This window comes from Pseudomonas sp. VS40 (assembly GCF_018587885.1).
GTDB lineage: Bacteria > Pseudomonadota > Gammaproteobacteria > Pseudomonadales > Pseudomonadaceae > Aquipseudomonas > Aquipseudomonas pergaminensis.
Map to the genome: position 1 here is coordinate 255,885 of NZ_JAGYWD010000004.1, position 12,028 is coordinate 267,912.

Annotated in this window: 11 protein-coding genes; 7 read left to right on the forward strand and 4 right to left on the reverse strand. The window is 60.6% G+C overall.

Annotated elements, in window-relative coordinates; translation table 11 throughout:
• Window positions 1-112 precede the first annotated feature (112 nt).
• Complete coding sequence (locus KHP07_RS13935; RefSeq protein WP_214497357.1) at window positions 113-421, forward strand: PepSY domain-containing protein; 309 nt, start codon at window positions 113-115, stop codon at window positions 419-421.
• Window positions 422-595: 174 nt separating this feature from the next.
• Window positions 596-1,771: a sensor histidine kinase gene (locus tag KHP07_RS13940; protein WP_214497358.1), complete on the forward strand. Its 1,176-nt coding sequence runs from the start codon at window positions 596-598 to the stop codon at window positions 1,769-1,771.
• On the opposite strand, the gene KHP07_RS13945 is transcribed toward KHP07_RS13940, so the two are convergent.
• Window positions 1,772-3,400 carry a methyl-accepting chemotaxis protein gene (locus KHP07_RS13945; protein WP_214497359.1) on the reverse strand — a complete coding sequence of 543 codons (1,629 nt, stop codon included), beginning with the start codon at window positions 3,398-3,400 and terminating at the stop codon, window positions 1,772-1,774.
• Between the two features lie 261 nt (window positions 3,401-3,661).
• On the opposite strand from KHP07_RS13945, the gene KHP07_RS13950 reads away from it, so the two are divergent.
• Both KHP07_RS13950 and KHP07_RS13955 read left to right on the forward strand, forming a co-directional pair.
• Complete coding sequence (locus tag KHP07_RS13950; RefSeq protein WP_078049920.1) at window positions 3,662-4,684, forward strand: transporter; 1,023 nt, start codon at window positions 3,662-3,664, stop codon at window positions 4,682-4,684.
• 102 nt (window positions 4,685-4,786) lie between these two features.
• The gene (locus KHP07_RS13955; RefSeq protein ID WP_214497360.1) at window positions 4,787-6,403 is read left to right on the forward strand and encodes an inorganic phosphate transporter; all 1,617 of its coding nucleotides are present in this window, start codon (window positions 4,787-4,789) and stop codon (window positions 6,401-6,403) included.
• Between the two features lie 57 nt (window positions 6,404-6,460).
• On the opposite strand, the gene KHP07_RS13960 is transcribed toward KHP07_RS13955, so the two are convergent.
• Both KHP07_RS13960 and KHP07_RS13965 read right to left on the reverse strand, forming a co-directional pair.
• Complete coding sequence (locus tag KHP07_RS13960; RefSeq protein ID WP_214497361.1) at window positions 6,461-7,774, reverse strand: OmpA family protein; 1,314 nt, start codon at window positions 7,772-7,774, stop codon at window positions 6,461-6,463.
• Window positions 7,775-7,865: 91 nt separating this feature from the next.
• A complete protein-coding gene (locus tag KHP07_RS13965; RefSeq protein ID WP_214497362.1) occupies window positions 7,866-8,771 on the reverse strand; it encodes a LysR family transcriptional regulator in 906 nt (301 codons plus the stop codon).
• Between the two features lie 106 nt (window positions 8,772-8,877).
• On the opposite strand from KHP07_RS13965, the gene KHP07_RS13970 reads away from it, so the two are divergent.
• Together KHP07_RS13970 and KHP07_RS13975 are read left to right on the forward strand one after the other, a co-directional pair.
• Window positions 8,878-9,636, forward strand: a complete 759-nt coding sequence (locus KHP07_RS13970) for an SDR family NAD(P)-dependent oxidoreductase (RefSeq protein WP_214497363.1) — start codon at window positions 8,878-8,880, stop codon at window positions 9,634-9,636.
• A 50-nt stretch (window positions 9,637-9,686) separates the two neighbouring features.
• Window positions 9,687-10,625, forward strand: a complete 939-nt coding sequence (locus KHP07_RS13975; protein ID WP_100492257.1) for a LysR family transcriptional regulator — start codon at window positions 9,687-9,689, stop codon at window positions 10,623-10,625.
• Here the strand turns inward: KHP07_RS13975 and KHP07_RS13980 are convergent.
• Complete coding sequence (locus tag KHP07_RS13980; protein ID WP_078049929.1) at window positions 10,597-11,034, reverse strand: multidrug/biocide efflux PACE transporter; 438 nt, start codon at window positions 11,032-11,034, stop codon at window positions 10,597-10,599. The two genes, KHP07_RS13975 and KHP07_RS13980, sit on opposite strands and share 29 nt — an antisense overlap.
• Window positions 11,035-11,122: 88 nt before the next feature.
• Here KHP07_RS13980 and KHP07_RS13985 point away from each other — a divergent pair, with 88 nt between their 5' ends.
• Window positions 11,123-11,977 (forward strand): LysR family transcriptional regulator, encoded by an 855-nt coding sequence (locus KHP07_RS13985; RefSeq protein WP_214497364.1) that lies wholly within the window; start codon window positions 11,123-11,125, stop codon window positions 11,975-11,977.
• The last annotated feature ends 51 nt before the right edge of the window (window positions 11,978-12,028 follow it).

Below are 12,028 nucleotides of genomic sequence, written 5' to 3' on the forward strand. Positions count from 1 at the left end.
CGCCTGGCGGATTGAACAAACTGCGCAACTGTTTGAATTAATTAAGGGTGAATTAAGTTGCGCTGGTTAATCTGGCCCCACTTAAACAGCTCACCAGAGAAGGACACACACCATGAAAACCCTGACCGCTTTGTTCGCCGCTACCGCCCTGACCCTGACCGCCGGCCTGGCCCAGGCAGATATTCGCCCAGACCAGATTGAAGGCCTGCTCAAGTCCGGCGCAGTGATGCCTTTCGAAAAACTCAATGCTGCCGCCGTGGCCAAACACGCGGGTGCCACCATCACTGACACCGAGTTGGACCATAACAACAGCGGCGTACTGGTCTACGAAGTTGACCTGACCGACACCGCCGGCAAGAAGTTTGAAGTGAAGCTCGATGCCAAGACCGGTGCTGTGCTGGAAGACAAGATCGACAGCTGAGTCACCGCTTCATTCAACGCCGCGCGCCTTCGGGTAGCGCGGCTTTTTTGTGCCCGCACATAGGAAAAATCCCCACTTAACGAATGAAATTACACCTACAACCCACAAGGTCGCTAAAATCCCACTCATTGGCCGGGGCATAACGCTCACCACCTTCCGGATCGAGAGTGCTGCATGGGGCAAAAAGCCGCCGACATCGCCACCATTGGCCGCATCAGTGCCGTCCCCGCGATGCTCAAGGTCATCAGCGACATGACCGGCCTGCGCTTTGCCGCCGTAGCGCGGGTGACCGACGACACCTGGACCGCCTGCGCCGTGCTCGACCAACTGGACTTCGGCCTCGGTGTGGGCGGTGAACTGGACCTCACCACCACGATCTGCCACGAAATTCGCGGCTCCCATGTGTCCGTGGTAATCGACAAGGCCAGCGAAGACTCGCTCTACCAAGACCACCACACCCCGCGCCTCTACCAATTCGAAAGCTACATTTCGGTTCCCGTGTTCCGCACCGACGGCAGGTTCTTCGGCACTATCTGCGCCCTCGACCCCAACCCGGCCGACCTGCGCAGCAGCAGCAGCATCCAGTCGACCATGGAGTCATTCGCCCGGGTGCTGTCCCTGCAGATCGAAGCCGAGGAAGCCGCGCTTCACACCCAAGCGCAATTGCAGGAAGAGCGCGGCACCGCCGAACTGCGCGAGCAGTTCATTGCCGTGCTCGGCCACGACCTGCGCAACCCGCTGTTCGCGATCAACTTCGGTGCCGAGCGGCTGCTGCGCAAATTCCCCGACCCTGCCACCGACACCCTCGTACGCCATATCCTCGCCAGCGGTCGCCGCGCCGCGCAGTTGGTCGAAGACTTGCTGGACTTTGCCCGTGGCCGCCTGGGCAGCGGCATCCCGCTGAACATCAGCGATTGCCTGGGTTTGCAGGAGGCCTTGCTGCATGTGGTCTCGGAAGTGCAAAGCGTGCACCCGCAACGGCTGATCCACGCGGACATCGGCGACCTGCAGGGCGTAAGTGGCGACCGCGACCGCCTGGCGCAGTTGCTCTCCAACCTGGTCGCGAATGCCATCCACCATGGCCGTCACGAGGGGCCGGTGGAAGTCACGGCAAAGATCGAGCAAGGCCATTTCAACCTGACGGTCAAGAACCCCGGGCAAATCGACGCATTGGCCTTGCCCCGCCTGTTCGAGCCCTACTCACGCCCCGCCAAGGACACACCCCAGGCCGGCCTGGGGCTGGGGTTGTATATCGTCAAGCAGATTGCCGACGCCCATGGCGGTGAATTGAGCGTCTCCACCAGCGCCGAGCACGGCACTGTATTTACGTTCCGCCTGCCAACGGCCTGATCAAGCGCCCAGGCGGGCCGTCACTTCATTCAACTCGGTCGATAATCCACGCAAGTTGTGGCTTGCCGCTTCGGTGCGCTTGACGTTGTCGAGGTTGGTCGTCGCCACCGTGGTGATCTGCGTGATGTTGCGCGAGATGTCTTCGGCCACCGAGGTCTGCTCCTCCGCCGCCGTGGCAATCTGGCGGTTCATGTCACGGATCGCCTCGACCGCCTGAGTGATGTGAGCCAGCATGGCGCCGGCCTGGGTGACCTTCTCCACACTGTCATCGCTGCACGACTGCCCGCTCACAATCGCTTCGGCTGCATCCACCGCGCCGGTTTGCACCGCCTCGATAATCCCGTTGATCTCGATGATCGACGCCGCCGTGCGTTGCGCCAGGCTGCGCACTTCATCGGCCACGACGGCAAAACCACGGCCGGCTTCGCCTGCGCGCGCAGCTTCAATCGCGGCATTGAGCGCCAGCAGGTTGGTCTGCTCGGCAATGCCGCGAATCACTTCCAGCACCTTGCCGATGCGCACGCTGTCGGTTTCCAAACGACGAATGATGGTGCCGGTGTTGAGGATCTCGTTGCGCATCTGGCCGATGGTGGCAATGGTGACTTTCATCACTTCACCGCCTTCGCGGGCCGAGTGATCGGCCTCATCCGCCGCACGGGACGCACTGGCGGCGTGACGCGCGACCTCCTGGGCGGTGGCCGACATTTCGGTCATGGCCGTAGCCACTTGGTCGGTGCGGTTGAACTGATCGTTGGTCCCCGTCGCCATCTGCCCGGCGATGGCATTCAACTCGCCGCTGGCGCCGACCAGGTCGCTGGCGCTGCGCTGCAAGCGGCTGAAGGTTTCGGCGAGGAAGTCGCGCAAGGTATTCGCAGCAGCGGCCAGATGACCGAGTTCATCCTGGCGCCGGCTGGCAACGCGCTCGGCGAAGCGGCCGTGGCTCAGTTGCGTCACGTAGTCGATCAGGCTGCGGATCGGCAGGATCAGGTTGCGGTTGATCAGCCACAAGCTGAACAAGCCGATCAACACACCGGACAGCAACATGATCGCCAGGCCCACCAGCACGGTGCGCTCGGCGTAGGCACTGATGGCCTTGGATTGCTGGCTGCCTTGTTCGCGCAAGTCACTGACCAGCGCACTCATCTGCTCACTGGCGGCGCGGTCCACGCCCTTGACCGCCGCGTCGCCGGCGGTTGCGTCGCCACCCGCTGCCACATAGGCATCGCGGCCCTTCTGGTAGGCCGCACCCAGTTGCTGGTGTTCCTGGCGCAGGGTTTCGATGCGTCGGCTCAGAGCCGGGTCACTGTGGGTCTGGGTGACCAGTCGCGTGAGGATTCTTTGCACATCGCGCTGACGGTCCTGGAACTGGCCCCAGTATTTCTCCATGTCCTGGGGTTGTTTGCCGCGCAGCAAGACGTTTTTCCATTCCTGCACCTGAACCTTGAATTGCAGGTTGGCCTCGTCGATCAACTGTGAGGTCAGCAGTGGCCCCTCGATCAAACTGCGATAACTCTGAACCCCGTTGGACAGGAAATTGAAACAGGCCAGCGCGATCAACAGCATCGCCAACAGACTGCCGCCGAGCAGCGAGAGGATTTGTGCTCTCAAGGAGGTTCGCAAAACATTCATCGGGGAAAAGCCTCGATACAAGGAAGGGGTGCATGCACGCCGTAACTTCCTTGTCATCAAAAGCACCGCCCATCCGCAGCGGTGCTTAATGGCTTGGATCGGCCGTGCTAGAGGCTTCTTGAACGGTTCCTGACAGACGGTCAAATAAATGTCACCTCAGAGAAATATTTCGCAAACCGTCACAAAACTGTCAAATCCCCTTGCAATGATTCGCTACGCGACCTGTGAAACGTCCTACAGGCCTTTTCTCTGCGAGCCCTCATGAACCACAGCATTGACCACAGCCACCAGGACTCCGACCTGTTTGGCTTGCTTTACGGTTTCCGTTTTCGCCCCGGTGAAAAGGGCGAGCAGATCGATTCAGCCACCGCGCTCCAGGCGCTGCGGCAACCAGACGACCCGGAAGAATTTTTGTGGCTGCACCTGAACCTCGCCCACGCGGCGTGCGAGCGCTGGATGCAGGCAAACCTGGACCTGCCGGAAGAGTTCTTCGAAGCCCTGCATGAAGGCTCGCGTTCCACGCGCATCGAGCACGTCGACTCGGCCTTGCTGGCGGTGGTCAACGACGTGGTGTTCAACTTCAGCAGCATGGTCTCGTCGGATATTTCCACGCTATGGGTCTGCGCCCGCAGCCGCTTGTTGATCAGTGCGCGCCTGCAACCGCTGCACTCGGTGGATAAACTGCGCTCGTCGGTAAAAGCCGGTGAAAGCTTTCGCTCGCCGCTGGCCCTGCTGGTGCACCTGCTGCGCGACCAGGGTGAGGTGCTGACCCAGATCGTGCGCAAGACCAGCATCAGCGTCGACCATATCGAAGACCAGTTGCTGTCTTCGCGCCTGTCTACCAACCGCGCCGAACTCGGTGCGGCGCGCCGGGTGCTGGTGCGCCTGCAACGCCTGCTGGCGCTGGAGCCGGGCTCGCTGCTGCGCCTGCTCAACCGGCCGCCACAGTGGCTGCAGAAGGAAGACGTGAAGGAGCTGCGCAAATCCACCGAGGAGTTTGCGCTGATCATCAACGACTTGATGGCCCTGGGCGAACGCATCAAGCTGTTGCAGGAAGAAATTGCCGCCAACCTTAACGAGCAAAGCAACCGCACGCTGTTCACCCTTACCGTGGTGACAGTGCTGGCGTTGCCCATCAACATCATCGCCGGCTTTTTTGGCATGAACGTGGGCGGTGTGCCGCTTTCCCAGGACCCGGAAGGCTTCTGGATTCTGGTGGCGCTCGTCGCGACCTTCACATTGATCGCCGGGCGCTGGGCCTTCAGAAAGCGCAAGGATTACTGACCAGCGGCCAACTCAATCACCTAAACACTGATGTATGGCAGCATCTCTGTAACATTCTGCAATGACTATGAACGACATCCTCCCCACACTGGATGCCCCGGCATGGCCACCCCTTCCCTGACTGCCTCCCCCCACGCCTCATCTGCTGCCCCCAAACCCAGGCTGGACAAGAAGCCCAGCCTGGTGACAGTGATCATCTTCTTCGCCGTGCTCGCCATGGGCCTGCTGTTCACCGCCTACAGCCTGATGCACGACATGCATGAAATGGGCGCCCAACTCACCACCTGGACACCGTTCTTGCTGCTGGGTGTGGCGCTGTTGATCGCCCTGGGTTTCGAATTCGTCAACGGCTTCCACGACACCGCCAACGCCGTGGCGACGGTGATCTACACCAACTCGCTGCCGCCGCATTTTGCGGTGGTGTGGTCGGGCTTTTTCAACTTCCTCGGCGTATTGCTTTCCAGTGGCGCGGTGGCCTTCGGGATCATTGCGCTGTTGCCGGTCGAGCTGATTTTGCAGGTGGGCTCGTCGGCCGGTTTCGCGATGATCTTCGCCCTGTTGATCGCGGCAATCCTGTGGAACCTCGGCACCTGGTGGTTGGGTTTGCCGGCGTCCTCGTCCCATACCCTGATCGGCTCGATCATCGGCGTGGGCGTGGCAAATGCCTTGATGCACGGGCGTGACGGCACCAGCGGTGTGGACTGGAGCCAGGCGATCAAGATCGGCTACGCCTTGTTGCTGTCGCCGCTGATCGGCTTTGCGTTTGCGGCGATGCTGTTGCTGGCCCTGCGTGCCTTCGTCAAGAACCGCGCGCTGTACAAGGCGCCAAAAGGCGACACCCCGCCGCCGTGGTGGATACGCGGCATGCTGATTGCCACCTGCACCGGCGTGTCTTTTGCCCACGGTTCCAACGATGGGCAAAAAGGCATGGGCCTGATCATGCTGATCCTGGTAGGCACCCTGCCGATGGCCTACGCGCTGAACCGCACCATGCCGGCCGAGCAGTCGTTGCAGTTCGCGGCCGTGGCCGAAGTTACCCAAGTGGCGCTGGTGAAAAGCGCGCCGCAGGCACTGACCGGCGACCCGCGCCCGATCCTCTCGACCTACGTGCGCACCAAGGAAGCTACCCCGGAACTGGTCCCCGCCCTCGCCGCCCTGGCCGGGCAGATCGGTGATGAAGTCAAAGGCTACGGTTCCTTGGCCAAAGTGCCCGCCGAGGCCGTCGGCAACGTGCGTAACGACATGTACCTGACCAGCGAAACCATTCGCCTGATGGACAAGGGCAAGGTCGGCAACTTCGATGCCGACACCCAGGGCAAGCTGCAACTGTTCAAGCAGCAGATCGACAGTTCCACGCGCTTCATTCCGCTATGGGTGAAGATCGCCGTGGCCATCGCGTTGGGCCTGGGCACCATGGTGGGCTGGAAGCGCATCGTGGTGACCGTCGGCGAGAAGATCGGCAAGACACACCTGACCTACGCCCAGGGCGCCTCGGCAGAAATGGTGGCAATGCTGACCATCGGCGCGGCGGACATGTATGGGTTGCCGGTGTCGACCACCCACGTGTTGTCGTCGGGTGTGGCGGGGACTATGGTCGCGAACGGAGGCGGGTTGCAGATGCGCACGATCCGCAACCTGGCGATGGCGTGGGTGCTGACGTTGCCGGCGGCCATCCTGCTTTCGGGCAGCCTGTACTGGCTGTTCACCCAACTGTTCTGACACAGCGGGTGTTGCCGGAGGATGCTTAAGCGGTTGAAGCTCCCTCCGCCAGCCCCTCTATTGAGACAGCCCAAACTCCACCACGACCTCTACCCGTCGATCGGACGACAAGCAACTGGCCAAGTCCGTCGCAGCCAAGCCGTCTGGGCATTCAGCCCGTGATCGGGTCACTCCGAGGCCGGCGATGGACTTGTGGTCATCCCCCAGCGGCACCAGTAGAGAGCCCAAGTAGTTGCTGACATTGACTGCGCGGCGCCGGGACAGCTCACGATTGGAATCGCCCTTGGCTTTCAGCGGCTGCCGGTCGGCGTAACCAGCGATAGAAACCTCGACCACCGACAAGCCAGACGCTTTTGAAAACTGCCGCAATTGCCGGCGGAACTCATTGATTTTGCGCTGCCCCTGGGCATTGGGCTGCGACCCGTTACTCTCAAATAACGACCCAACCTCCAAGTTCAAACAGGCCTTGTAGGACAGAGAGCGACGCGCCTTCATATCCGTGAGGGATAACACACTCACCCCTTGACGATCCAATTCCAGCCGAGCCGCTGGCTCCACTGATTTTCCCGGCCCCCCCAACTGAACCAGAGCACGCTCTCCAAATCCGTACCAGAGCAAATCGACGTTATGCACAATGTTGTTGCCTGCGCTATCACCGGGGCAGCCCAATATCTGAAGCCCAATGGAGCGAGTCGCCACGGTTAATGTCTTGTAGTTTTTGTCATCCAGTATCAAAGATACGTTTTCATGCCGAAAGCCCAGTTTTTTCATGTTGATATTCACCAGCACATTGATGAACGACATGGCCAGGATCGGCACCACGGCAACAGCCACCACCACCATCCATTTCCTCAGTTTTTCCCGCTGCTCGACTTCAGTAGGGTCAGTACCTGGGTCCATGGGTTTCCACTTGACCGTGGCATACAAAAATATCCAGCCGCTCATCAGTGGAATTAATAGGACAAACACATCCCTTAGCGTCCAGGCGATGGCCACCAGTGAGATAAACATGAGCACAGCGGCGGTGAACATTATCCAGGCGGAAAGATCGTATTTGAGCTGTACCTCTTCTTCAGGCGTGAATGCTCGGTTTTGCTGTTTTATGATGCTCCTCGACCGGGTCTTTAGACATTCGTCATAGGCCAGACTTGACCCATAAACACAAATGAAGCCCATACCAATCCACAACACATAAAACACGCCAAAACCGACCGCCAGAAAAATGAATAACAGGCTATCGCTCAGGGTCAGGCCCACTGGAAAAAAACCGATCCTCACGCAATAAATAAGTACAACCAGAACGCCAACACTCAGCGTGCCCTTGAACAGCAACGACGCGGTACCGTTCATTTTTTCTACGTCATACGACACGTACTATCCCTTCCCTGGTGTTAAAAATAATAATCGCGCAATGCGCGCTGAGATTTTATACATACCGTCAGCAATAGCTAATAGCCATTACTCAAGTCGACGAAATGTGCTCCCTCAAAATGCATGCCAACCAATCCATAAACACCCGCACCCGTTGCGGCAAATGGCGTTGGCCGGCATAGAGCAGCGACACCTCCAGCGGTGGCGCCAAGTAGTCCGGCAAGACGCTGACCAATTCGCCCCGGGCCAGTAGATCGCGCACACCCAGCAGCGGCACTTGGGTGATACCAAAGCCGCCCAGGCACGCCGCTTGATAAGCATCGGTGCTGTTGACGGTGACACGCCCGGCCATCGGCACCCGCAGCACTTTGCCGCCCGACAGGTATTCGAAGCCGGATGAGCGAGCGCCCAACGGCCGTACGTAATGCACCAATTGATGATCCGCCAAGTCCGCCAGGGTCTGCGGCACACCGTAGCGCTGCAGGTAGGCCGGGCTCGCGCAGTTGACCATCGGCATGCTGCACACCCGGCGCGCCACCACGGTTTGATCGGGCTGGGCGCCTACGCGCAACACGCAGTCGAAGCCTTCGGCGATCAGGTCGACCTGGCGGTCCGAGCTGCTGATTTCCATCTGGATCAGCGGATGGCGTTCCATGAACAGCGGCAGGTGCGGCAGAATCATGCCGCGCGCCATCACGTTGGGCATGTCCACGCGAATCCGCCCGGTCAGTTGCGCCTCATCCTGGCGAAACAACCCTTCCAACTCTTCCATGTGCGCCAGCAAGTCCTTGCTGCGCTCATACAGCACACGCCCATCCTGGGTCGCCTGCACCTTGCGCGTGGTGCGTTGCAGCAAACGCGCGCCGAGCAACTCTTCCAGCGCTTGCACATGTTCCGACACGGTAGAGCGCGGCAGGCCCAAGCTCTCGCCGGCCTGGGTAAAACTCGACAGTTCGGTGACGCGCACGAAGGTGCGCAGCAGCTCAAGTTTGTTCATGGGATTGTTCGCCTTATCCGACCAGTGATTCCGGTATAGCGCTGTTTATCACGTTATGGGCGAATAAATACACTGGGCCCCACTGATCACCTGAGAGGACCGCACCATGACCCGTAAAATCGCACTCATCACCGGCGCCAGCCGTGGCCTGGGCAAAAGCGCCGCGTTGCACCTGGCGGCGCAGGGCGTTGACATTATCGGCACTTACCACAGCGCGGCGGTTGAAGCCCAAGCGGTGGTCGAACAGGTTCAAGCAATGGGTGGCCGCGCCGCCATGTTGCAACTGGATGTGAGGCAGAGTGGCAGCTTCGATGGCTTTGTCGGTGAAGTCGGCCGCTTGCTCAAGGATGTATTTGCACAAGATCACTTCAACTTTCTGATCAACAACGCCGGCATCGGCGCCTACGCCAGCTTTGCCGAGACCACCGAAGCGCAGTTCGACCAACTGGTGGCGATTCACTTCAAGGCGCCGTTTTTCCTCACGCAAAAACTGCTGCCGCTGATTAGCGATGGCGGGCGTATCATCAATATTTCCAGCGGTCTGGCGCGATTCAGCCTGCCGGGGTATGCGGCGTATGCGTCGATGAAAGGTGCGATGGAAGTGCTGACCCGCTATCAGGCCAAGGAGTTGGGCGGCCGTGGGATCACCGTGAACATCCTCGCGCCCGGCGCCATCGAAACCGACTTCGGCGGCGGCGCCGTGCGCGACAATGCGGCGCTCAATACGATGGTCGCCAACAACACCGCCCTGGGTCGCGCCGGTTTGCCAGACGACATTGGCGGCGCGATTTCCACCTTGCTGGCCGATGGCAGCAACTGGATCACCGGGCAGCGCATCGAGGCCTCGGGCGGCATGTTTCTTTAACCATTCTGCGCTAGCATCAATGCCTTCAGATCACTGACGGGCAATCATCGATGAGTTTTGATCCAGGCTTGGCCGGTGGCATGGGCGTGTTGGCAGCGGTGGTCGACAGCGGCAGTTTCGCCCGCGCCGCCGACAGCCTGGACATGACCCCCTCGGGGGTCAGCCGGGCGATTTCACGCCTGGAAAAACGCCTGGGCATCCGCCTGTTCGACCGCACCACCCGCTCGGTGCAATTGACCGATGAGGGGCGACGTTTCTATCAGGAAATCGCCCCGCTGCTGGCCGGCCTTGAAGAGGCCGCCAACGCCGCCGCCGACAGTGCACTGACCGTGCGCGGGCGCCTGCGGGTGAATATCGACCCCTATTTTTCGCGACTGGTCTTGGGCCCGGTGCTGGGCGACTTCATGCGCCAGTACCCACACCTGCAACTGGACCTGCACACCCGCGACCAACTCGGCGACCTGGTGGCCGACGGCTTCGACCTGGCGATCCGCTTTGGTATCCCGCAATCGTCTTCGTTGATCGCACGCAAGCTGATGGAAGTGCGCGTGCTCACCCTGGCCTCCCCCGCTTACCTTGCGCAATACGGCCGGCCGAATACGCCGCAAGCGCTGGAAACCGGGCACATGTGCCTGGACTTTCGCGACTCTCAGACCGGTCGCCCGTTTGCCTGGGAATTCCACCGGCCCGGCGAACAGATGACCGTGCGCACTGACGGCCGCCTGGTGGTCAACGATGCCAGCACCTTGTACAGCGTGTGCGAGCACGGCCATGCGGTGGCGCAGATGCTCGACCTCGGCCTGGCGCCGGCGCTGAACAGCGGCGCCCTGGTGGACTTATTCCCCGACTGGCCGGACGAGCGCTTTCCGTTGTACGCCTACTACCCGTCGCGGCATTTGCCCGCCGCCAAAGTGCGGGCGTTCCTCGACTTCGTGGCCTCGCTCACGCCCTTGCCGGCTCCTACAGGGCCAGTGCGCGGCGTTGCATGAATTTTTCCCGCAGTACGTCATACCCCCAGTGATACACATAGGTGTACGGCAGGAAGAACAGCAGCACCCCGATATCCAGCATGAACGCCTGCATCAGGCTGATATTCAGCCAAGCGGCGATCAACGGCACGGCGACGATGATCAGCCCGCCTTCGAACATCAGCGCGTGCAGCACCCGCGTCCAGCCCCCGCCGGAGAGTCGCAGGCGCACCTTGAGGCGATCAAACAGGCTGTTGAAAATGATGTTCCAGGTCAGCGCCAGCAGGCTCAGGCCCAAGGTCACCGCGCCCATTTCCAGGGCCGGCCTGCCGGTGATCCAGACCAGCAGCGGCGTGCAGATCAACAAGGCCAGGCCTTCGAAACCCAAGGCTTGGCAAACACGTTCAGTCATCGACTTGGTGGGGTGCATAACCCGTCTCCGTGAGTGGTGATGGTTGCCATGATTACCCTTTGAATCGATACTTCATAACTAATAACCATCGATCAAGGCGATAGTCATGGCCTCCCACGAAGTGTTGCAAGCGTTTGTCCAGGCGGCGACCCAGGGTTCGTTTTCCGCGGCGGCGCGCAAGCTGGGCAAGAGCCAGTCAACCGTCAGCGCGGCGGTGGCAAGCCTGGAGATTGACCTGGATGTGGTGCTGTTCGATCGCAGCAGCCGCAAGCCAACACTGACACCGGCCGGCCATGTGTTGCTGCAACGGGCCGAACAGGTGCTGGAGGCCAGCAGTCGCCTTGAGTTGGCGGCGAGTCAGTTGTCCCAGGGGTTGGAGCCGAAGGTCACGATCGCCATGTCCGATACGTACCAGTCGGAACGCTTTGAGCTCGCCCTCAAGGCCTTCGAACAGCGCTACCCAGACCTTGAATTGGAATGGCTGATCGCCGAATGCGAAGACTTGATCGCCCTGGTGCAAAGCGGTCGCGCACAGATTGCCTTTATCGAGGCCCAAGCGGTTTACCCGCCCGACCTGACGCGCTCGCCCGTGGCCGAACGCACGGAAATCGCGCTGTTCGTCGCGCCCGCCCACGCCTTGACCCGCGCAGAAAACATCGACCCGCAAACCCTGCAGCAACACCGTGAATTGCGTCTGGCAAGCATCATCAGCCCCAACGAAACGCGTCCCTGCGGCCGTGTGTGGTCGGCGCCGAGTTTTCTGATGCTGATGGAGATGGCGCAACTCGGCTTTGGCTGGGCGGAATTGCCACGCTGGCTGGTGGAACGTTTCGGCAATGCGGGGCTGGTTGAACTCAATGTCCGCGGCTGGCCACGTTCGGTGGCCGTGGATGCGCTGTGGTCGCGGCAATACCCACCGGGGCCGGCGTGCAGTTGGATGTTGAGCCAGATGATCGAATAACCAACACTTACTGATAAACAAAAAAGATCAAACTGTGGGAGCGGCGTTGCA